Raw genomic sequence first — 23,385 nt, 5'->3', positions numbered from 1 at the left:
CACTCCCTTCCAGATGCCTGTTTAGTATAGAAAATATCAAAATATTGATACAATACGTCAAAATAAAAGAAGTAAACCCTTACATAAATCAATATTATTATAGTAAGGATTTCGAAAAAATCCAACAAGCGATTTGGGTTCACCAATATATAGATCGAAACGGAGGAAATAAACAGATGAAATTTACAGATGGCTATTGGATGGTCCGCAAGGGCTATGAAATACAAAACCCTGCGGAAATCCGTGATATTGTGACGGACGATGCTTCCATGACGGTATATGCGGCAACTCACCGGATCGAGCATAAGGGAGATACCCTGAACGGGGCGTTACTGAAAGCGACCTATAGCTCGCCGATGCCGAATGTCATTCGGGTACGCTTCAACCACCACAAGGGACGGGTGCATCATGGACCGGATTTTGAAATTCATACCTTGCCGACCGAGGTGAACATTACGGTAGGTGAGGACGCAGCGGTGCTCCAAAGCGGCGATCTGAGTGTGCGGGTCGGCCGTGGAAAGAGCTGGGACGTAGGCTTTTATGTGGAGGATCGTAAAATCACGGGTAGCGGGCATCGTGGGCCTGGATACATTACAGACCCGCAGGATCAGCCTTTTTTCCGGGAGCAACTGGAGCTGGGGATCGGGGAGTACATTTACGGCCTCGGGGAGCGCTTCACTCCGTTTGTGAAAAATGGGCAGGTGGTCGATATTTGGAATGAGGACGGCGGCACCAGCAGTGAGCAGGCGTACAAAAACATTCCCTTTTACCTGTCTAATAAAGGCTATGGTGTGTTCGTCAATCATCCGGAAAAGGTATCGTATGAAATTGCATCGGAAAATGTCTCGAAGGTGCAGTTTAGCGTCTCCGGCGAATCGTTAGAGTATTTTATTATTGGCGGAGCCAATCCTAAAGAGGTGCTGGACAATTACACCAAGCTGACGGGCAAGCCGGCGTTGCCACCAGCCTGGACCTTTGGTTTGTGGCTGACCACCTCGTTTACGACCGACTATGATGAAGCGACGGTGAATCATTTTGTAGATGGGATGGCTGAGCGTGATTTGCCGCTCTCTGTATTCCATTTTGACTGCTTCTGGATGAAGGAATACCAATGGTGCGATTTCCAATGGGATCAAGATATGTTCCCGGACCCGGAAGGCATGCTACAACGTTTGAAAGCGAAGGGACTTAAAATTTGCGCATGGATTAACCCGTATATTGCGGAAAAATCCATTTTGTTCGATGAAGGCATGGAGAACGGATATCTGGTCAAAACCGCAGATGGCGGCGTGTGGCAATGGGACATGTGGCAGGCAGGTATGGGGCTGGTTGATTTTACGAATCCGGCTGCGGTGACCTGGTATCAGGAAAAGTTGAAGGTACTGGTGGATCAGGGCGTGGATTGCTTTAAAACGGATTTCGGCGAGCGGATTCCTACGAATGTGGTGTATTATGACGGCTCTGATCCGGTGAAAATGCACAATTATTACACGCATCTGTACAACAAAGCTGTATTTGAAGTGCTGGAGGAAAAGCTGGGTAAAAATGAAGCGGCCTTATTCGCACGTTCCGCCACAGCCGGGGGACAGCAGTTCCCGGTTCACTGGGGCGGCGACTGCTCGTCGACATATGAGTCGATGGCGGAATCGCTGCGGGGCGGCTTATCGCTCGGTTTGAGCGGCTTTGGCTTCTGGAGTCACGACATTAGCGGCTTCGAATTAACAGCAGCGCCGGACGTGTACAAACGGTGGGTACAATTTGGACTTCTGTCCTCCCACAGCCGTCTGCACGGAAATGAATCGTACCGCGTACCTTGGCTGTTCGATGAAGAGTCGGTGGATGTGGTACGCAGCTTTACAAAGCTCAAATGCTCGCTGATGCCGTATCTGTACCCGTCCGCTGTGGAGTCCTCGGTAAAGGGTCTGCCAATGATGCGGGCTATGGTATTGGAATTCCCGCAGGACCCGACTTGTGCAACGCTGGATCTGCAATACATGCTGGGCGATTCTATTTTGGTAGCCCCGATCTTGAATAAAGAAGGCAATGTGCAGTATTATGTACCGGAGGGCCAATGGACGAATTTATTGACGAATGACACGGTAACAGGGGGTCGCTGGGTTAACGAGCATCACGATTTTACAACCTTGCCCGTGCTGGTGAAGCCGAACACGCTGCTGGCGATCGGTCATGAGGACAGCCGTCCGGATTACGATTATGCAGATCAAGTGGTTTTCCACCTGTTTGAGCTGGGCGAAGGCCAACAGGCTCGGACGGTTATTGTGAACACATCAGGTGAAAAAGAGCTGACCTTTACAGCCAGTCGCAAGGATTCTGTGATTACGGTGAAGGCTGAGGGTGCGGTTAAACCATGGTCACTGGTACTGAGAGGGATTCACGAGGCTAAAGTCGAGGATGGCAGTAGTCAAGCGGGAGAGCAGGGTGTGACCATTACACCAGCCTCAAGCGGACAACAGGAGCTCACCATTCATTTGGGATAGCTCATGTACACTCTCGCTTACAAATAAAATTCGCTATTTTTTTTGTATAACGATTGTATTGCAAAAAGAGGCTTGCCTGATTCAACGGGCAGGCCTTTTTTTTGCTTTGGAATTGCCGGTTATCCTTGCTGGAGAAGCATCGGAACAACGTACTGCCTGAATATATCCACAGGAGTCCGTTTCTTTTTGAACTTGTCAGCAGTAACGACCACCACCATGTCATAAGACGGGACGACAACAATATATTGACCGCCAAAGCCGAGCGCGTAATAATAGTCCGTTTCAGTGCTTTTCTCCGTTGCGTCTGAAAAGGAAGAAGCCCACCAGTGCCAGCCGTAAAAGGCTTTTTGTGGCTTGGCCGCGGGAAGGAGCGCACGGGTGGAGTGCCGGACGGTCTTAGCTTGTATGAGCTGATGGCCTTCACGGCTTCCTTCGTCAGGTAGAGCAGTCCAAATTGAAGCATATCCACGGGTTTGAGACGCAGTCCAAAGCCTCCTGTATGAGTGCCTTGCGGATCGGTTTCCCAATGGTAGTTTTCGATACCCAGCGGTTGGAATAACTGCTGCTCGGCAAATTCAGCTACCGCTTGTCCAGAAGCATGACGCAAAATGGTAGCCAAAAGCTGAGAGCAGCCGGAGTTGTACTCCATTCGTGTACCTGGTACATCAGCCAGCGGCTGTGACAGCACAAATTGCACCCAGTCTGATGTTCGGCTCATCGTCGGAAATGAATTTTGCCCGCCAAATTCAGTCCAGTTAAAGCCCGCGGACATCGTTAACAGATGTTCAATCGTAATATCACGCTTTCGCGTATCGCTGTCCTCGGCAATCTGGGGAAAAAAATTAAGGATAGGCGTGTCCGGCTGTGGTACGATTTGCTGATCCATTGCGATGCTGACTAGTGCGGCAATCACGCTTTTGGTGCAGGAGTTTATTTTATAGAGTTCATTCGCGAATTGAGGTTCACGGTAGTATTCCAGCATTATGTTCCCTTGCTGAACGATCAGGCAGCTACGAATTTCCAGCTCCTTCAGCCCACGGACAAGCGGTGTAAGTTCCAAACTACTCAAGTAAGTCCCTCCTTGACATTTATACTACATAAAAAAATAAGTATATCATTTTTTAACCGCTTCTTAAGACAATGAAGGCGGCCTTTTTGGTTCACAATATTGTCACAAATACATTGAGAAATCTATACACTATTCTCGTTTCGTTCAAAAACTTCTCTAAATTAAACGATATATAGTAAGTTGGACATTTTATTCAGACATAACTGGGGGATCGATTCATGAATTTAACAATCAAGGCCAAAATGATTCTTAGTGCACTGCTTATTCCGGGTGTCATTGCAGCCATGCTGCTGACAAACTATATTCTGAGTGTGCACAATGAGAACGAGTATAGGGATATTGTGAATCGTGAGGAGACCATTGTATATAATTCAAAATCTCTTCAATTTTTATTGAACGGAATATCTAATGACGAGCGTGGATATTTGCTAACCCGGGACGAACAGTATGGTAAAGAGATCGAAAACAAGCAGAGCGAAATCGAAAAGCTGCTACGGGAAACGGAAGCTTTGGTCGATACGAGTAATGGGGATATAAACAAAAAGATGGATGATCTGAAAACGGGAATCAATGCCTATTTTAACCATGTCCATGGCTTATTGAATACAGCGGGTTACCGGAGTACTAAAGACATGTTTCCGCCATTTTCGGATTTACTCGATGTGTTTGAAAATGAACGGGTTCAACGAAAGCAGCTTGATGTGAAGATGATGGCGTTCGTCAAAGCTCAGGAGGACATGGTAAAGGTGAAAATACAGCACGCGCACCAAACCATGACGAACACTACCTGGATAACGAGTATTGTGGGCTGTCTGATCATCATTTACAGTATTGCACAATCGGTTATTTTGATTCGTTCGATCCGGCCGCTGCATCACATGAATGAACAATTGCTGGAGATGTCGGAGGGCGGGGGAGATTTGCGTAGCCGCCTCGATATTACATCCAAAGACGAAATTGGCATGATTGCCAGCTCGTACAACAAGCTGATCGCGGGCTTTCGCAATATTATTGTGGATGCTCAGGATACAGCCCGTACGTTATCTGTGACCGCCGAGCGGGTAAGCCTGAGCACTGAAGAGATGAATCAGGCCAATCGTCATACTTCCGGTGTGATGGAAGAGCTTGCTACTGGTATGGAGCACCAGGTCGATGATATTACACGCACCACCGATACAGTGAAGGAGCTTGCTGACGGACTCAACCATATTGCGGTGACGAGCCAGCAGGTATATGAGCTGTCTGATACGGCTGCCAGAGATGCGCAAGCAGGGGAGCAATCCATCGGTCAAGCGATGCGGCAGATGGAAAAGGTCAGCGAAAGTGTAGATAGCTCTGCTCGTGCTGTACGTCTGCTCAGTGAACAGGCTGAACAGATTGGAATGATCGGTTCCGTCATTACCGGTATTGCCAAGCAAACAGGAATGCTGGCGCTTAATGCGTCGATTGAAGCCGCCAGAGCAGGAGAACAGGGCAGGGGATTTGCTGTCGTAGCATCTGAGGTAAGAAGGCTGTCTGATCAGGTATCCGTTTCAGCAGCGGAAATTACACAATTTGTGCAGCATATTCAGGACCATGTTGGTCATGTAGCATCAACGATGCAAGCCGGAACGGTTGAAGTTCAATCAGGCGTGAAGATTATGGAATCGGCTGAAACGGCATTTCGTCAGATTGGCGGCTCCATTCAGCAGGTTAGCGAACAGATACACAGTGTACATCGCTCTGTGGGACAGATGTCTACCGGATCGGGACAAATGGTGGAGGCCGTAGAGCGTATCCGTGAAGTAGCCGAACAGTCGGCAGGCGGAACCCAGAGCGTCAGTGCAGCCGCTGAGGAGCAGTTGGCTTCCATGGAGGATATCGCGTCATCCATTCATACGCTGGCAGAAATGTCGAAATTGCTGAATGCAAGGGTTGGAGGATTTAAGGTATAGCTGTATAAATCCGCACCAATGTAAACACAATAACACCTGTTGAATCATTTTGGACAGTTGTGTTATTACTTTTGCAAAGGTGGTAACGGGATGCAACAAAATAAAGGGAATCTGCTTGCATTAGGTTCCATCCCGCTGATGATGACGCTAGGCAATTCCATGCTGATTCCTGTTTTGCCGGAAATCGGACGTAAGCTACATGTCAGTTCCTTTCGCATTAGCATGTTGATTACGGTATATGCGGTAGTTGCCATTTTGCTGATTCCAATCGCGGGATATCTCTCCGACCGATTTGGTCGCAAGGCCGTGATTGTGCCCTGCTTGATCCTCACGGTGATTGGCGGGGGAATTTCTGCGGTGGGGGCATGGCTGCTTCATGATCAGGCAGCGTACTGGACCATTATTGGGGGACGGTTGCTTCAGGGGGTCGGAGCAGCGGGAGCTTTTCCCATTGTCATTCCGCTCGTGGGGGATTTGTATGAGAACGAGGAAGAAGCCAACAAAAATCTGGGTGTAGTTGAGACGTACAATACATTCGGAAAAGTGCTAAGTCCGATACTTGGTGCGGCATTGGGAGCAGTCCTTTGGTTTTTGCCATTGGCGGTGATTCCGGGCCTCTGTCTGATTTCACTCATTTTGGTGCTTTGGCTGATTCATGCGCCCAAACGTAAGAACCAACCGGTTACGTTTCGAGAGTTTGTGGGAAATGTGAAGCAGGTGCTTAGCGAAAAAGGACGCTGGCTATATGCTATTTTCGCCGTGGGTGGCATTTGTATGTTTGTCATTTTTGGCGTCCTGTTCTACTTATCTGACATACTGGAAAGTCGTTACAATCTTCGTGGAGTCTGGAAGGGTTTCGTGCTGGCGATTCCGCTGGTTTCTCTCTGTCTGTGCTCTTATATCGGAGGAAAGATCATCGGTAAGCACAAAAAACGGATGAAATGGATCGGTTTTGGCGGGTTGGCCGTGTTGACGATCAGCTTTGGCATTCTCGGATTTTTTCAACATATTTATGCGGTGATCGGACTGTTTACATTGGGGGGAGCCGGAATTGGACTGGCACTTCCTTGTTTGGATGCCCTGATTACGAAAGGGATTGAAAAAGAGGAGCGCGGAACGATTACCAGCCTGTACAGCAGTATGCGCTTTGTCGGGGTATCGCTAGGTCCTCCGGTTGTATCCTTGCTGATCGGAAGCAGTGGGCATAGTCTGCTCTTTGGCGTGATGGCCGGAGTGGGCGGAATTGCGGCTCTGCTCATGCTGTTTGCGGTTAAACCGAAGCAAGATGAACCCTCAGACGAAAAATCCGGTGAACGCATAAATGTGTCCGGGGGGCAGTCAGATATATCACGAAAAAAGCCGCTTTCTTCCAAATTGAGACGCAAAACCCCTGCAAAATAAGAGCGATCTAAAACCAAAGAGCACCCGATTCCATGAAGCCATGGTGTTGGGTGCTCTTTTCGAAATATGTTTACCCCTCGACAGGGACACGTGTCTTGGGCTTGCGACCTACAGCAAGCTGAATGATATAGATGAGCAGGAACAATACGATAAATAGCGAGGAAAGGCGATACATCCACGCATAATCGCTGGCTTTGGCGATAATACCAAGAATAAGCGCTCCGGCAGCGATCCCGAAATCGAGGGAGTTTAGAAACATACCGTTTGCCATGCCCCGCTGCTTGGGCGACACGACCTGAATCATCCACGTTTGCAAAGTCGGCTGCATTACGCCAAAACCGACGCCATAGCAAAGGGCAGACAGATACATGAAGGCATCACTGTGCGCGTAGGAGAGCAGGATGAGACCGCCGAACAGGAACAGGGAACCGGGGATGAGCAGCGCTTTTGCTCCTTTTTTATCATAGATACGGCCTGAGAAGGGACGTACGATCAGGACGGACAACGCATTAAACAGGAAAAAATAGGCCGGGTGCGACAAATTGGCTTCATCTCCGTAAAGCGCCATAAAGCCGATCAATCCGCCGTACGTAATAGACATGAGCATGTTCAGCAAGGCGGGAATCCAGAGCTTGCGGTTAAATGCCGGTTTTCGTCCTTCTTCCAAAGGAACCATCGGCGGCTCAACATGTCCTTTCGGCAGGGTGCGAATCAGCCAGTAAGCCAACGGGAAAATGAGGACAATGACAGCTGAGGTCGTATATACCAGCAGATTAAAACTGCCATATTGCAGCATCGAAATACCGATGGTCGGTCCAATCGACATCGCCAGGCTGGTGGACAAGCTGAAATACCCCATTCCTTCACCTAGACGCTTGGCAGGAATGACATCTGAGGCCATGGTCGGAAAGGCGGTACTGCTCAAACCGAAGCCGATACCAAACAGCATGCGCATGAGAAGCAGCACCGTAATCGTCGGTGAAACGCTGTATCCGAGCGTACCCGCTAATCCGAGTAGCAGACCGATGAAAATCAGGGTATTGCGATGCCCTTTTTCCAGCATACGGGCTGAAAAAAGCCTTGCCACAATCGCGCTCAATGCGAACAGCGTAGTGACGAGGCTGACCTGAACGGAGCTGGCGTGGAATGTATTTTTAACATACGCAGGAATGGAAGATACGATCATCTGTAATTCAAGAAATAAAAATAAATTAGATACCGTTAGAACGATAAATTCTTTGGTCCAAAGAGGTTGCTTGCCTTGTTGCATGTTAGTCATTATCTCCTTGTTTTTCCGATTGAGTCAGGTTAGCGTGGACTTGTAAAAGAGTTTGGCGAAATTGCTCCAGATCAGCAGGGGAAATTCCCTTCATAAAATCGTGGTTGGCGTCGCGCTCGACCGGAAGAGTTTCCTCCACGAGCTGTCGACCGGCTTCGGTCAAATGAAGCAAATAAGCCCGACGATCCTGTGGACTATTCACACGGCGAACCCAACCCTTCTTGTCCAACAAATCAATAATTCGGGTCGTAGTCGGCTGGTCCTTGACCGCCTTAGCTGCAATTTCCTTCTGATTGAGACCTTCTGCCTGGTAAATTTGATACAGAACCGACCATTGCTCAGGGGAAATATCATAAGGTTTAAGGCGCTGCATAAGCTGCTGGCTCATCTTACGGTGGGTAATGCCGAGCAGCATGCCGATGGAACAATCCGGGGGCAAGTTATTCATGAGTAGCTTCCTTTCTGTTTTCCGTACATAAATTAATTCAAAAATAAATTAATTGTTAAAACAATTATATGTAAAACAAGTTGTTTTGTCAAAAAAAGTTGTCTATAAATGCTCATCTGCCGATTCCTGAACCAAGATAGCAGCCGCAATTACGCAGGAGCAATTTAGGGAGGCGCTGTCAAGCCATCCGACATACGAGAGGTGCTGGTAGAGGATCGGGTTAACCATATGTCTAGCTATCTGAAATCGGTTTACGTGGATCATGGTGAGGATTTGCCTGAACGCTGGAGAAACTTGACGCGCCCTTTGGCAGACTTGCGAGATATGGAGAGAAAATGATGCGGAGGCAAAAAACAGCCCGCAATATACGGGCTGTTCGGGTTTAAAGCAATATAGTTTTGCCGTTTCGGGCGAATTAGGCTTTAGGTACAGTTTCCCAGTCCTTCAGGAAGCGTTCAATACCGCTGTCAGTCAACGGGTGTTTCCACAGGGAAGGGAGCAGGGAACCTGGAATGGTGGCAATATGCGCACCAGACAGAGCAGCATCTTCCACATGCTTGATGTTACGGATGGAGGCTGCAATGATTTCGGCTTTCAGATCATAAATGTCCAAAATCTGTCTCAGGTCACGAATCAGCTTCATACCATCAACGGCGATATCATCCAGACGTCCTACGAACGGGCTGATAAAAGTAGCGCCAGCTTTGGCAGCCATCAAACCTTGAGCCGCGGAGAAAATCAGCGTTACGTTCGTTTTAATCCCGTTCTTGGTCAGCTCGTTACAAGCATACAAGCCGTCTTCAGTCATAGGCAGCTTAATAACAACGTTTGGAGCCCATTTGGCAATCTCATAAGCTTCCTTGAGCATATCCTCGGCTTTCAAGCCAATGACCTCAGCACTTACGGGGCCCTCAACGATACCGCAAATCTCCTGAATGACTTCCTTGAACACCCGACCTTCCTTAGCGATCAGCGAAGGGTTCGTTGTTACACCATCAACCAGACCCAAACGTTCAATACGTTTGATTTCTTCAATGTTACCAGTATCCAAGAAAAATTTCATTTGATTTCCTCCTCAGGGTTTTATAATTCATAATACATATCACACACCATGCACATCAGCTAATAAAAGGTAGCATATTGCACACGTTAAACTTATAATTAGTATGTATTACATACTTAATTGTGACACATTTTAAAATTGAAAACAAGCGGTCTTTGATTAAAATTTGATGAATTGTCGGAAAATGCGGAAATTTACCGATCGATGCTCATCTATAATGTATACTACCCCATTCTATAAGGAGGTAATCATTATTCAACTGTCTGAAAGACAGCGGGAAATTGTTGATATCGTCCAGCGCCAGGCGCCTGTTACAGGGGATAAAATCGCTGAGGAGTTGGGGCTGACGAGACCGACCCTCCGTTCCGATCTTGCTTTGCTCGTCATGCTCGGTCTGGTAGACGCCAAGCCCAAGGTTGGATATTTGCCAGGGCGTTATCCTAAATATGAAAGTCATATCGGCACCATGCTTAAAAAGCTGACCGTGGCTGATGTGCTCAGTGATCCGATTTTGATTTCCGGTGACGCTACGGCTTACGATGCGGTACTGATGTTGTTTCAGCAAAATACGGGTACGTTGATGGTCACGGGAGAGGATCAGGAGCTGATCGGAATTGTTACCCGCAAGGATCTGCTGAAGGTGACGCTGGGGCATACCGATCTTCACGCCGTTCCGGTAACGATGGCGATGACGCGACGGGCACAAATGACGACACTTACTCCGGGTGATTCTCTGCTGGAGGCGATATCCAGACTCGTTCGTCATCAGGTCAATTGCCTTCCGGTCATGGACGAGCAGTGTATGGAGACCTCCTCCATTCAGGCCAATGGATTGGTGGGGCGGGTTTCCAAAACGGACATTATGAACGCTATTTTGAGCTTGACGGAAGAGAAGACGTAAAAGAAGATGTAGAACAAGAAAAAAGGGGGCCTTATATGTACTGGTTGGCCATGCTGACCATGCTGATTGATCATATCGGACTCGTATTTTTCCCGACTGATCCGGCCTGGAGAATTGCCGGCAGGCTTGCTTTTCCAATCTATGCGTATGCGCTGTATATGGGGTATGCCCGCACCCGGAATATGCGAAGCTATATGCTCCGCTTGCTCGGTATCGCCCTGATTTCTCAGGTGCCCTATATGCTGGCGTTCGATGTGTACAGGCCGAACGTGGTCTGGACACTGTTGACCTCGCTGCTGGCACTGACCGCCGCGTCCCGCCTGAAAAATGGAGCGGCTGTGGCAGGCTTGTATGTGCTGACAGCACTGGTCATGGAGCTTACCCTGATGGATTACGGAGCCTACGGGTTGCTGCTCATCCTCATTTATCGCTATACCCGTTCGTATATGATGGTTGCGGCGCATTTTGCGCTGAACGTCGTATATGACATGGTGCATCACGCGAATCTCCAGCATTTTAGTCTGCTGTCTACTATTCTTATCGCATGCTTTGCATCGGGGGAGAGCGGCTTTCATAAACGGGTGCCGCGCTGGTTGTGGCGCAGCTTTTATCCGGTGCATCTGGCTGTTATTGCAGTCGTTCGCCTCTGGCCCTGAAATAAGCTCATAATCATCCTCAAAATTAGCAAAAGAACCTTTGAAACCACAAAATACATGGTTTCAAAGGTTCTTTGTTATACCAAAGTTCAGGACGCTTTGTTAGGACCTTGGGCAAAAGGCAATGGCCGCTCTGGAGCGCCTTCCTTCATGTACTGCACCAATACTTCCGGAATATTGTGTATTCCGCCTGCATTAACACGATAGCCATTCGTTTGTCCAGGTGAGTTAATGCCACGCTTCACCGTGAAGGTAACGTCAATACCCAAGGCGCGGCAAATTTCCAGCGTTTCCTTAGTATATCCTCCATACGGAAAGGCAAGGACGTTGCGATCATTATGAAGATGCTTGAACAGCTTCTTGTCGGCAGTGTCCAAATCGTTGTAAACCCGCTGTTTAAATTCGTCCTCGGTTTCCATACGCCCCAGCTTTTTCGAATATACCGGACCCATGAGAAGCGGTTTTTCCTTGGTGCGTGCTACATTTGTGTATCCATACGCATGCTGGTCATTGGTATGATTGTAAAAATCAACACCTTCAGAATGCATGTACTGGATTTGTTCCCAGGTCAGCTTCGGAATACCGATGTGTTTGGGATTACTGATCGTGGATGTGATGAGAAAATTGGTTGCCGGTACACGGTACTTTTTCAACACGGGAAAGGTGTCTGTATAAAAAGATTCATAGCCGTCGTCGAAGGTCATGAGAACAGCATTATCGGGCACCTTGGCTTTATGCAGAATAAAGTCCGTATACTCTTTCATCGTGATCCAGTGGAAGCCGTTGGCTTTCATTTCATCCAGTTGCTTCGTAAAATTGCTGAGCTTGAGAGCGCCGGGATCGGGTGGCGTTTTGGTTACCTCATGGTACATCAGAACAATGACTTTGTTTTGGTAATATACTTTATCCGGCGTTGGCGTCAGAGAGAATAAATGTCGTACCAGCCGATCTGCATTAGCCGTACGTGTACGGTGAGTCCCTTTAACAACGGGTGGATGGTAGATGGCGCGTGCTTCGTACACCAGTATCCCTAAAATAGCTACCATGCTCATAATCAGCATCGTTCTTTTGAATATGACGTGTTTCATGTGATGACATCCCCCGCATGCAAAAATTCTAAAAGTGCAGATATGTAAACCAGATATCTACTAGCAAAATCTAGTCTATCATACCTAATACACACGGAGGAAATATCACAACTTTGTTACCTCTGTGTTGCTTTTGCCGATACAGACGATGCGGCAGGGAAATAACCGATCTCAACCGCATGCTGGATCATATTTTGAATAAACTCCAGATCGGTTGTCGGGCATTGCACACCAGCCTGATCCAGTAGAGCGGCGGTCACAGGGCAGCCGTATCGGTAAGCCGAATCCTTGGCCCCGTCTCCCTCCAGTTGGCCCATAGCGAGGTGCAACGCATCCTCCTGAATGCCGGAAGACGGGTTCAGCAGCCAAGCGCTGTAATCGTCAAAAGGCATCGTGTCTACTGCGTATCCAAGCTGGTTGACCATAGCAATCAGCTCATCATACGGCAGCGGGTTCGGATTGCATATATGGAAAATGCGGTTCGCGCTTTTTTGATGCACGGATAGCTCCACAATAGCGCGGCTCGCATAGTCAATTGGCGTGAAGTCCGTATGCCAATCAGCCTGTGGCGCTTTGCCCAGCAGCAGCATCGCCTTTATCATCCGGTAGTAGGCGTTACTATCAATATTGCGCTGGAAGCGTCCGTTAGCCGAATGGGCCGTCAGATTGCCTGCACGATAGATAGAGACAGGTGTACCCGACTGGGCCGCCTGGAACAGCAGCTTTTCCGCTGCGAGCTTACTGTTCGTGTACAGGTTGTCCACCTGTAGCTCGTCAGGGAAGGAGGACAGCTCCAATACGGATTCCCATTGTCCTTCATTCGCCAGATCCTCCGGTATGCCCATGGTTGAGACATGATGAAAAGATACTCCCGGTTTGGCCTGAGCAATTTTCAGCAGTTCCAGCGTTCCGGTTACATTCGTACGATCAAAGGCAGCCGAATCACCAAAATGGCGAACGTCAGCGGCGCTGTGAATAATACCGTCAATTTGATGCTCCAGCATATGGCGGTCAACGTCAGAGAGGCCAAGGTTCGTCTGCTCCAGATCACCGTACACCGCTTTGACCCGTCCTTCGATCAGGCTGGAAACGTCTGGTCCAAAATATCCTGTCAATACGGACTGAATACGTTCGATGCCGGATGGACCGTCCTGAGAAGGGCGTACCATGGCATACACTTTGGCTCCCGTCCGTTGAAGCAGGTCATAGAGAATATGCGAACCGAGATAACCTGTAGCCCCGGTCAATAACACAACATTCATGTCGCGCAATTCAGCTACATCCGCAGTGCCTGACAGCTCGATAGGATGCTCATTCAGGTCTGTTTTTTCTTGTGTAACTGTTATTGTTTTGCGTTGCGGTGTTTGTTCCGTACCCAGTTGCTCCACGTATTCGGCAAGCTCACGAACGGTTTTGTAGCGGAAAAAGTCTCCAATACGTAACGCACCATAACTCGGCTTTAGAATAGCCAGCACATGAATGACCCGAAGGGAGTCGCCGCCGATCAGGAAGAAGTCATCTGTTGCGCCGATGTTGGTTTTGCCAAGTACCTGTGTCCAGGCTTCGGCAATAAGCGATTCAGTTCCTTCACGGAGAGGTTCCCCGCCGTAGGAGCTGTCGGACGCCTCGGGAAGCGGCAGCAGGGCCAGCTTTTTGCGGTCAATCTTGCCCGTCGGTGAAATTGGCATAGCTTCCAGATGAAGGACATGGCTCGGTACAAAATAGGAAGGCAGCTTGCCCGCAATATAAGACTGTATTACGTCTTGCGGAATGGACTGTCCGTCCGTAGTTGTGTAATAGCCAACCAGCATATTTTGATCCGTGTGATCCTTGACAGCTACGACAGACACGTCCTGAACGCCCGGATGCTTGGAAAAATGATCTTCAATCTCCCCAATTTCAATCCGGTTGCCCCGGATTTTGAGTTGTGAATCTTTCCGGCTTACATATTCAATCGTACCGTCCGGCAGCAGCTTGGCGATATCGCCTGAGCGGTACATTTTTTCACCCGGAACAAAAGGGTTGTCCACGAACGATTGTGCCGTCCGTTCCAGCTGATGGAGATAGCCATGAGCCAGTGCCGGCGTAGCAATGCATACTTCACCGGGAATGTTAATCGGGCATAGCTTGTTATCATCGTTGACGATATAGACTTTGTAGTTATAAATCGGCTTGCCGATCGGGATGTTCACGACGTGCTCAGGCACAGCACCACGCACCCGGTGGGTCGTCGTTGCTACGGTGCATTCAGTCGGGCCATACACGTTCACGATGTCTGTATCTGTACCGAATTTGCTCTGGAAGGCCCGAACTTGTGAGCCGTACAGGGCTTCGCCTGCCACGGTGACAATTCGTACCTTAGCTAATTTGCGGTAGCCTTCGTCTGACAAATACGTAGATAGCTGATTAAAGAACACGGTTGGCAAAATGGTAATGATCGTCGTGCCTGTGCGTGCGATGGCTTCTGCGAATTCTTCAACAGACACGCGTTCTTCAGAGGACAACAGGTACAGCTTGGCTCCGTAGAACAAGGCTCCAATCGTATCCCAAACGGATGCATCAAAGCTATAGGTGGCGAATTGAGTCAATACATCCTGAGGTGTAATATCGCAATCGCGCTGTACGACAGCCCCCAGGTTCACGACGCCCCGGTGAGCAATCAGGGCACCCTTCGGCTTGCCTGTCGAGCCGGACGTATAGATGACATAAGCGAGATCATCCGGACCTACGTTAACGTTCGGATTGCTTGCGGCATAGCCTGCCAGAGGCCCGTTAATGGCCAGAATTTCTTTGACCGTCTCAATGGAGCCGCATAGTTCAGCCGCTTGTCCGGCGAGTGCAGAAGTCGTAAGGACGAAGGGAGAACGCGTGTCCTCTACAATGTAGCTGCTCCGGTCGGCTGGATGGGCTGGATCGACAGGCACATATACACCCCCGGCTTTCAGAATACCAAGCAGGGAAATGATGGTTTCCAGGCTTCGCTCCATGAAAATGGTCACGAATTCGCCTTTTGCCAGACCTTTAGACAATAGCACGCGTGCAACTTGATTGGCGCGTTCATTAAGCTCACGGTACGTATATTCTCCGGCGTGGGAAGCGATGGCCGGACGATCCGGATACTGCGAAGCGGCCTCCTCGAACATTCCATGAATGGTCTGATGCTCAGGATACTTCACAACTGTATTATTTAAGTCCTCGTGAGCTGCCCGATCTGCTTCGGATAAGATGTCAACCGAATTGATAAGGGCATGACTGTTGGTGAGTACGCCACGCAGAAGAAATTCAAAATATTCTGTATACCGAACAACCGTTGTTTCCAGAAGAAGTGATTCATCATACCGAATCTGTATTTGGTAAGTGCCGTTGTTCTCACGGATCACCCAGTCCATGATACGAGGCTCTGTATCTTCATTGACCAGCAGATTTACCGAGAACGAGGTATCCGCTTGCGGGTCTGCCAGATAAGCCTGGGGCTTATGGAGCATTTCCTGAAACAAGCCTGCCAGCTCGTGAAAATTAGTATTATTTTCCATCGTCAGCGAAGCTGTGAGTATACCGGATTGAGGCACGAAAGTAGAGAAGGAGATATTTTCTTCTGCGGACAGACGATACAGCCATGCTGCATACACTGACAGAAGCATGGCATGTTGTTCTTCCGCTGACGTTTGCTGATGCAACAGCTTCGAGATGCTTGGTTCTAACTCTACCTGATAAGTAGAGTATGTATGTTTGCGTTGCAGACGTGCAAAATCCAAAGGAACCAGGAATGGGGATGGCGCTGTTTGTGTACTGTTTTGTAGTAATAAAACCATTACGCTTACCTCCTGAACGTATGATGTCGTAATATGAATGCTAAAGTCAGTAAATGCCTCCGATCCCGTCAAATGCATGAATAGGAGGGAGGCACTACCGAACGACTTACTTATTGAATAAGATTCAAAGTAGATAATTGATAATTATGATTTGGTGCGGTTAGGGTCTGCAATTTTGAAATAAGAAGTAATTTCCTGAAGCTCCTCAGACATGGATGACAGCTTATGGGACGATTCAATGATGGAGTCCAGAGAAGCTTTTTGTTCATCAACCGTTTGTGCAATATGAATGCTGTTGTTAGCTGTTTTGCTTACGGTGGAAGAAAGATCATCTGCTGTCGCCGTCATTTCCTGCGTACCGGCGGATATTTCCTCGGTAGCGCTGGATACTTCTTGAATTTGCCATGCCACCGTTTTGGTTGCTTGAAGAATGCTATTGAACAGCTCGCCTGCTTGTCCGGCAACGACGATTCCGCTCTGTGCCTCAACGTTACCTTGATCCATCGATTTCACAGCCTGACCGATTTCACTTTGAATCTCTTCGATCAGCGGCGTGATTTGTTTCGTTGCATCCGCTGTTTGTTCTGCCAGCTTGCGTACTTCGCTGGCAACCACGGCAAAGCCTTTACCTTCCTCACCGACACGCGCTGCTTCAATAGAAGCATTCAAGGCAAGCAGGTTTGTTTGGCTGGAAATGCCTGAAATCGTACCGATGATATTACCAATTTCCTGTGAACGGTCGTTCAGTAACTTTATAATACGGGATGTATTCGTAACTGTATCGGTAATCAAATGCATTTGTGAAGAAACTTTGCCCATGATTTCGTTGCCTTCATTAGAACGCTTCTCTACCGAATTGGCTTCCTCTGCAACGGTGGCGGAACTGGCGGCAATATTTTGGATAACCGAGGCCATTTCAGCCATGGCCCGTGCGCTATCGCCCGTTGCCTTTTCCTGTGCACGGATATTTCCCGTAATTTCATTGATGTTCTGATTGATGATGTTCGAATTGATTCCGTTTTGTTCGCAGATTGCGAGTAATTCCTTCGCCGATTCATTCACTTCATCAGTTGTCAGCTTCACTTTGGTCATAATGCTGTTAATGTGGCTTACCATATCGTTGAAGTTTCTATTCACAACGCCCAGATCGTCTTGTCCTGCTTGAATTTGAACGTCCAGATTTCCACGGCTTACTTCACTGATACCGTACATCAGTTGTTTAATAGGGGACAGCGTACGCTTCACGACCCAATATTGGAGCGCCAAGCAGATGAGCAGGAAGATAGCTAGAATGGTAGCACCGCTGATCAGCAGCTTGGTCAAACCGGCAGGTACAGCGCCTGCATCTGCATCGACAGCAAAATATGCAAAGATTTTGCCACTTGAATCTTTAAGCGGGTACGTCAAGGTTGTCCACGTACCGAAGCTGTCATCATAGAAACTGGTAAACGTCGGTTTTCCGGTATCCAGCATATGGCTTACGCCTTCTGCGACAACAGCGGGTTGTTTGTACATAGCGCCGACACCCAATTTATCTTTTTCGAATGCTTCTCTCAGAGCGGTAGGCATCGCTACAATAGATGTCTTGTCACCGTCTTCCAGCTCGGTTCCGAAGATATAAGCTTGAGAGATATTTGGGTTCGTCGCTGTGATGTTATCCAGATAAGTGCGTAGTTTGGCCTGAACGGGACCATCATAACTTTTTTCTTGAACGGCTTGGGTTACTTCATTTACATTAATTCCCTCAGCCCACTTTAATGTGATTTTTTCCACTTGCCCATGTAACTGGTCTATCAAAATCGTACGCTGGATCAAATAGCTGGACACAATGAGGACTAGCCCGATCAATACGATGTTGAAGAAGGATAATAATAAGTTCTTGGTGAAGAAAGATAAGCTACTCCACTTTTTCAAAATGCTCCACTCCCTGGTTGTAATTTTTGTATATGGTGTTGAACCGCTTATCGAATGAGATAATTTAGTCCCCCTTACAAACAATATTAATTAAGGTAATAGACCTCTTGAAATTTTGTTAATAGGTCTTTGGTCCTTTTTAGATAAGTATGTATCCCTATATATATGTCGTACGATAAGCTCTTGAAATGAATACCTTGCCCAATAAAAATTTAATTTTTACCGGGTAATTCCTGTGTGTGTTTCAGTATATTCCATTTTATACTTCAACTTGAAATTCAAATTCAATTCAGGCTTCAAGTAGGTATCCAATAGAAACCATCATACTTTATAATAGAGTCAAATGCACTTGTCAATTTGGGACATTTTTCATATTTCGCATTACAGATGCTTGATATGCCGCGGTTTTTGCGGGTTCCTTGCAAAATGAGTCAATATAGCCACGACATAGGAAGAGGGATGAAGAGAATGTCCAAGCTTACGATTGTAAAGGTTGAAAGTGATCATGCAGATCTGCATGATTTGATTCAAAGGCTGGATAAGGATTTGCTGAAAAGGTATCCTGCTGATGAAATTTACTTGGTTGATTTTTCCAATCCGAAAGTTAAAGAAATGATTTTCGCTGTTGTGTATTCGGATGCAAAACCGGTCGCTTGCGGCGGACTTAGGCCTATAGATGCGGAAGAGATGGAGCTTAAGCGATTTTATGTCGATTCTTCTTATCGTAGGCAAGGCATTGCCGTCAGTCTGTTAGCTTTTCTGGAAGAAGAGGCCCGTAAACGAGGCACTATAAGAATCAAGCTGGAGACAGGGGCTGCTCAACCTGAAGCCATTGCTCTCTATACGAAGCAGGGATATGAGCCTATTGAACGATTTGGAGAATATAAAGAGGATGAAAATAGTCTTTGTTACGGTAAGAAGCTGACAGTGTCTTTATAAAACGTTTTCATATAAAATGAATGATGAACCATACTAGCCTATATAGCGGGAGAGATGATAATGAATTTGAAGCAAAAAGCAGCTGAAAAAGCAGTAGAAGCCATTCAGGACGGCATGAAAGTAGGACTGGGCACAGGCTCCACAGCTTATTGGGCCATTCAAAAAATAGGTGAGCGTGTGGCGCAAGGCTTACATATACAGGCTGTAGCTACTTCCCAAGCTTCGGAGGATCAGGCCAGAGAACTGGGAATTCCCATCGTTCCATTTGATCAGATTGGACGACTCGACGTAACGATTGACGGAGCGGACGAGGTGAATGAGCAGCTTGTTCTGGTGAAGGGTGGAGGTGGAGCTTTACTGAGAGAGAAAATCGTGGAAAGTAACAGCAACCGGCTAATCATTATTGTGGACGAGTCCAAAGATGTGAAGGTGCTGGGTGCATTTCCATTACCAGTCGAAGTCGTACCCTTTGCCAGTGAATGGACGTTGGAGGCATTACAGCAGACAGGCTGCCGGGCTGAGTGGCGAATGAAGGACGGGGAGCGTTTCCAGACAGATAACGGCAATTATATTGCCGACTGTCGTTACGGAACCATTGAAAACCCGCAAGAGCTGGAAATCCGATTGAACCAAATTCCGGGGGTGGTCGATAACGGACTGTTCATTAATATGGCAGACCAGGTTATTATCGCACGGGCCAATGGACAGATTGACGTTCGAAATAAGTGATGCCTAACGCTCGTCTGCTTCGCAATGTAGCCTTTGTGGTATTCATTTTATATACGGGGCTGTTATTATATTGGATGTTTCTTGGTTTTGGGCGTACATTACGACCGGGTCCTCCATATTCATATAATATCGTTCCGCTGGATACGATCGGGCGTTATGTGAGGGCGGCACAGTCGCTTCCTTTTCGGGTGTGGGGTGTCAATTTGCTCGGTAACATCGGAGTCTTCGTCCCGTTTGGCATCCTTCTGCCTATCATTTGGGTGGCCTTACGCAGATTAGGCAGCTTGTTGCTGACCGTGGCGGTCGCGCTTGTAATTCTTGAAGTGTCCCAAATGCTGCTCGGCGCAGGCACGATGGACGTGGATGATGTGATCCTGAATGTACTGGGTGTGCTTCTTGGCAGGGTTGTTTACAAGCTACTACGAAAGAGGCTAGGGATTGAATAATGAAAGCCCTGCTCTCCCGAAGGCGTTTCTTGTGCCGATTGGGGACGGGCTTTTTTACATAATAGACTGTAGTTTTCGCATAATACAACTTCATAACCAGGGGGGATAAAAAGGTTGAACTTGACAAAAGTTTGCAATTAAGATATCTTTGAATAAAGATATGAGTAACGGAGGCTGTTAATATGTCAGTAAAACCAGATGATCAGGACTTGGCGCTTAACTTATTTGTTGTGCTGGCTCGCGCCTATAATTCGGTCACATCCCGCACAAATCGGGATATTCATAGTCATGGATTGAACACAACGGAATTTGGTGTACTTGATCTGTTATATTATCGTGGACCGCAGCCCTTGCAGAAAATTGGTGAAAAGGTGCTGATCTCCAGTGGAAATATTACGTACGTCGTAGATAAACTTCAGAAAAAAAAGCTGCTCACCCGGCGTGCATCACAAGATGATCGGCGTGTGATTTATGCAGAACTGACTGACGAGGGACGTCATTTCTTTGAGCAAATATTCCCGCAGCATCATCGTGTTATTATGGAGACAGTGGACGGATTATCTGTGGAAGAGAAAGAACAGGTCATTCATCTGCTAAAAAAGTTGGGGCTAACGGCTGAGGGACAGAAAAGTAACGACTAATAAGCTGCAAATATCCGAGTTAAATAGGCTTATAAATAAAATACCGGTTTTCCGGTATTTTATTTTTTTACACGCATTTTTAGGCAGCGGGGTTAATGTAAAGGCGGAAATCAGGTATAATTGACAAATAGTCACGCTCGGATGTTCCCCCAGTTACAGTCTATGGATATAAATACGGCCTTGTCGGGGAAGGAGCTGTACATGAGTATACAGCAATATACCGCAGGTGAATCGTTACTGCTGCAAGCAGAAAATTTGGCGGAATTAGTCACAAATAAGCAATACGAATTACAGCCGGATCTTTTGCAGCGTTTTGGGGATAACGGTAAAGTAAAAACAAAGCAGGATTCAATATATAGTTTGAATTATTTGGCAGAAAGTGTGATTGTAAACAGTCCGATTCTATTTACTCAGTATGTTTCCTGGTTAAGAAAGCTGTTGGAAGGCTTCGATATAACACAGGAAGATTTGACGATCAATTTCAGATTGATTAAGGAGACGTTAGTAGAGCATTTCCGTCATCCGGATAAAATGATGGTGCTGCAGCATCTGGATTTGGGGATACAGCAAATTGGAAAGAAAGAGGAATACGCCTCTTTTATTACGAATGATAATCCGTTAGCGGCTGATGTGGTGGCTATTTCAGCTACCATGGCTTACCATGTCCATTTGGTGAAGGAACTGATTGCTTTCATTCGGCAAAATGCTGCTACTGTGCACCTGATGCAGAGGAAGCGCTGGAGGTAGCAGAACACCTGCTGTCGTCCAGGGTGTGAGGCAGTTTGAAATATTTGTAACCAGGAGTCATTGGGTAAAGGGGGGCCTTTTATATGAAGGAACCGGCAGCAGAAATGGCTGTCCTGCGGAAAACGATCGAGCAATTAACAGATGAGATTGTGAAAAGCAAGGCTGAAGAAGAAAAGATGCTGAATGAATTTTCAGCGATGAATAATGAGCTTGTCAATTTGCAGCGTCAGCTTGCCAAAAGCAATGCAGATTTAAATCGGACAAAGGAAGAAGCGGTACGGGCGAATGACTTGAAAAGCACCTTTCTTGCAGTGGTCAGTCATGAATTCAGGACTCCGATGAACGGGATACTCGGGATGATCGAAATGCTGGGTTCATCCAGGCTTTCCCCGGATCAACGGCAGGCGATCAGTGTCATACGCGAATCGGCATCTGTGCTGCTAAATATGATTAATAACCTCCTTGATATATCCAAGGTGGAAGCGGGACAAATGGAGCTGGAGATCGGGAGCGTCAGGGTCCAGGCGATTATGAACCACGTTGCCCAGTTGTTGGAGCCGCAAATCTATCAGAAGGGAAACCGTCTAAGCGTAGAGGCTGATTCCGGTGTAGCAGACCATTTGGAGGGAGATTCGGCACGGATCATGCAGATTTTGCTCAATCTGCTGAACAATGCCAATAAATTCACGAGCAATGGATTGCTAGTTGTTCGGACGAAGCTGGTAGAAGAAACAGAAGATTCCCAGCGTATTCGGTTTGAGGTGCAGGATTCAGGCATCGGGATTTCACCGGAGGATCAGGTCAAGTTATTTCAACCCTATGTGCAGGCAGGGGAAGGCAGCTCTTCACAATATGGAGGGACCGGACTGGGACTATGGATATGCAGTTCATTCGTTGATCTGATGAAGGGACAGATTGGAGTCATCAGTGAGGAAGGTCAAGGCTCTACGTTCTGGTTTGAGATTCCTCTTGTCAGGGGAACAGGGCAGGCAGACGAAGTGAAAGAGCATGAAACCGCCGAGCTGACAGGGCTTGGTGAGTGGCTGCGTGAGCATAGTCATTCCCTCGCTATTCTGGTAGCCGAGGATAATCGGGTTAATCGTCAGGTTGTCGAGTTACAGCTTCGTCACTTGGGATTCCAGCATATCGATTTCGCGGAGGATGGAGAGGCTGCCGTAAAAGCGGCCTCTCAACGGACTTATGCTTGTATTTTGATGGATCATCATATGCCCATCATGAATGGTATTGATGCGGCAAGGGCCATTCGCCAGCGTGAAGCGGTGGACAAGCTACCCCCGGTGCCAATCATTTCTTTGACAGGGAACGTGTCAGAGGAGGATAGAGCGAGGGGCCGGGAAGTTGGGGTGAACGACTATCTGTTGAAGCCGGTAATGATTGAACGACTGTCTGAGAAGCTCATCCAATGGCTTCCCATGGCTGCTGCCGAGCCTATCCTTAATGAAGAAGTTATTCATGAAATTATGCTGCTGGACGAGAATGGCAGTATGGGATTGCTGGCCTCACTCGTAGAGATGTACACCAGTGATACACCTGCTAAAATAAGCACATTAGTTGAACTGGCTACTGCGGACGAATCAGCAAAAGTAGTGGAGGTTGCTCACGAGCTGAAATCAGGTAGCGTGAGTCTGGGAATTGGGCGTTTGTCCACGTTATTTTCCGATATTGAGCAGCTTGCACGGGAGAAGCAACTTGAAGCTGCACAAGAGAAGCTGGCTGCCCTTCAGTCTGCTTATCAGGCAACGTGTAGGGAACTGGAACGATATATTCGTCAGTAATCGTTGGAATTTTCCTGTTAGGCT

The 23,385-nt window shown here is 47.6% G+C and carries 17 protein-coding genes and 1 pseudogene; 11 read left to right on the top strand and 7 right to left on the bottom strand.

Annotated features, from left to right (window positions below):
- Positions 1-176: 176 nt before the first annotated feature.
- Entirely contained in the window at positions 177-2,498 is a 2,322-nt protein-coding gene (yicI, locus tag ACQ4MX_RS04190) for an alpha-xylosidase (RefSeq protein WP_431089500.1), read from the top strand.
- 119 nt (positions 2,499-2,617) lie between these two features.
- Here yicI and ACQ4MX_RS04185 read toward each other — a convergent pair.
- Positions 2,618-3,567: pseudogene (locus ACQ4MX_RS04185) on the bottom strand (serine hydrolase domain-containing protein).
- A gap of 218 nt (positions 3,568-3,785) precedes the next feature.
- On the opposite strand from ACQ4MX_RS04185, the gene ACQ4MX_RS04180 reads away from it, so the two are divergent.
- Together ACQ4MX_RS04180 and ACQ4MX_RS04175 are read left to right on the top strand one after the other, a co-directional pair.
- The gene (locus ACQ4MX_RS04180; protein ID WP_431089499.1) at positions 3,786-5,501 is read left to right on the top strand and encodes a methyl-accepting chemotaxis protein; all 1,716 of its coding nucleotides are present in this window, start codon (positions 3,786-3,788) and stop codon (positions 5,499-5,501) included.
- A gap of 90 nt (positions 5,502-5,591) precedes the next feature.
- Entirely contained in the window at positions 5,592-6,902 is a 1,311-nt protein-coding gene (locus tag ACQ4MX_RS04175) for an MFS transporter (protein WP_431089498.1), read from the top strand.
- A 70-nt stretch (positions 6,903-6,972) separates the two neighbouring features.
- Here the strand turns inward: ACQ4MX_RS04175 and ACQ4MX_RS04170 are convergent, their stop codons facing one another.
- From ACQ4MX_RS04170 to fsa, 3 genes are all read right to left on the bottom strand, one after another.
- Positions 6,973-8,172, bottom strand: coding sequence for an MFS transporter (locus tag ACQ4MX_RS04170; protein ID WP_014280953.1), 1,200 nt, complete (start codon positions 8,170-8,172; stop codon positions 6,973-6,975).
- 1 nt (position 8,173) lies between these two features.
- Positions 8,174-8,629 (bottom strand): MarR family winged helix-turn-helix transcriptional regulator, encoded by a 456-nt coding sequence (locus tag ACQ4MX_RS04165; RefSeq protein WP_431089497.1) that lies wholly within the window; start codon positions 8,627-8,629, stop codon positions 8,174-8,176.
- Between the two features lie 415 nt (positions 8,630-9,044).
- Entirely contained in the window at positions 9,045-9,692 is a 648-nt protein-coding gene (gene fsa, locus ACQ4MX_RS04160; protein ID WP_134910245.1) for a fructose-6-phosphate aldolase, read from the bottom strand.
- Between the two features lie 184 nt (positions 9,693-9,876).
- On the opposite strand from fsa, the gene ACQ4MX_RS04155 reads away from it, so the two are divergent.
- The gene (locus tag ACQ4MX_RS04155; RefSeq protein ID WP_431089496.1) at positions 9,877-10,593 is read left to right on the top strand and encodes a CBS domain-containing protein; all 717 of its coding nucleotides are present in this window, start codon (positions 9,877-9,879) and stop codon (positions 10,591-10,593) included.
- A 35-nt stretch (positions 10,594-10,628) separates the two neighbouring features.
- Positions 10,629-11,249, top strand: a complete 621-nt coding sequence (locus ACQ4MX_RS04150; RefSeq protein ID WP_431089495.1) for a TraX family protein — start codon at positions 10,629-10,631, stop codon at positions 11,247-11,249.
- Positions 11,250-11,338: 89 nt separating this feature from the next.
- On the opposite strand, the gene ACQ4MX_RS04145 is transcribed toward ACQ4MX_RS04150, so the two are convergent.
- From ACQ4MX_RS04145 to ACQ4MX_RS04135, 3 genes are all read right to left on the bottom strand, one after another.
- A complete protein-coding gene (locus ACQ4MX_RS04145; RefSeq protein ID WP_431089494.1) occupies positions 11,339-12,337 on the bottom strand; it encodes a polysaccharide deacetylase family protein in 999 nt (332 codons plus the stop codon).
- 116 nt (positions 12,338-12,453) lie between these two features.
- Entirely contained in the window at positions 12,454-16,149 is a 3,696-nt protein-coding gene (locus ACQ4MX_RS04140; protein ID WP_431089493.1) for an amino acid adenylation domain-containing protein, read from the bottom strand.
- A 144-nt stretch (positions 16,150-16,293) separates the two neighbouring features.
- Complete coding sequence (locus tag ACQ4MX_RS04135) at positions 16,294-18,063, bottom strand: methyl-accepting chemotaxis protein (protein ID WP_431089492.1); 1,770 nt, start codon at positions 18,061-18,063, stop codon at positions 16,294-16,296.
- A 468-nt stretch (positions 18,064-18,531) separates the two neighbouring features.
- On the opposite strand from ACQ4MX_RS04135, the gene ACQ4MX_RS04130 reads away from it, so the two are divergent.
- The 6 genes from ACQ4MX_RS04130 (at position 18,532) to ACQ4MX_RS04105 (ending at position 23,361) form a co-directional block, all read left to right on the top strand.
- A complete protein-coding gene (locus ACQ4MX_RS04130) occupies positions 18,532-19,002 on the top strand; it encodes a GNAT family N-acetyltransferase (RefSeq protein WP_431089491.1) in 471 nt (156 codons plus the stop codon).
- Between the two features lie 60 nt (positions 19,003-19,062).
- Positions 19,063-19,731 (top strand): ribose-5-phosphate isomerase RpiA, encoded by a 669-nt coding sequence (gene rpiA / locus ACQ4MX_RS04125; RefSeq protein WP_134910239.1) that lies wholly within the window; start codon positions 19,063-19,065, stop codon positions 19,729-19,731.
- On the top strand, positions 19,731-20,177 hold the full coding sequence (locus tag ACQ4MX_RS04120; protein ID WP_431091249.1) for a VanZ family protein: 447 nt from the start codon (positions 19,731-19,733) through the stop codon (positions 20,175-20,177). The genes rpiA and ACQ4MX_RS04120 overlap by 1 nt, the downstream gene beginning before the upstream one ends.
- Before the next feature lie 182 nt (positions 20,178-20,359).
- Positions 20,360-20,818 carry a MarR family winged helix-turn-helix transcriptional regulator gene (locus ACQ4MX_RS04115; RefSeq protein ID WP_044648507.1) on the top strand — a complete coding sequence of 153 codons (459 nt, stop codon included), beginning with the start codon at positions 20,360-20,362 and terminating at the stop codon, positions 20,816-20,818.
- 201 nt (positions 20,819-21,019) lie between these two features.
- Positions 21,020-21,565, top strand: a complete 546-nt coding sequence (locus ACQ4MX_RS04110) for a hypothetical protein (RefSeq protein ID WP_431089490.1) — start codon at positions 21,020-21,022, stop codon at positions 21,563-21,565.
- A gap of 83 nt (positions 21,566-21,648) precedes the next feature.
- A complete protein-coding gene (locus ACQ4MX_RS04105) occupies positions 21,649-23,361 on the top strand; it encodes an ATP-binding protein (RefSeq protein ID WP_431089489.1) in 1,713 nt (570 codons plus the stop codon).
- Positions 23,362-23,385: the final 24 nt, after the last annotated feature.

This window comes from Paenibacillus sp. 8b26 (genome assembly GCF_050626875.1).
In the GTDB taxonomy this organism is placed as follows: domain Bacteria; phylum Bacillota; class Bacilli; order Paenibacillales; family Paenibacillaceae; genus Paenibacillus.
This window is presented reverse-complemented; position numbering and strand designations above follow the sequence as displayed.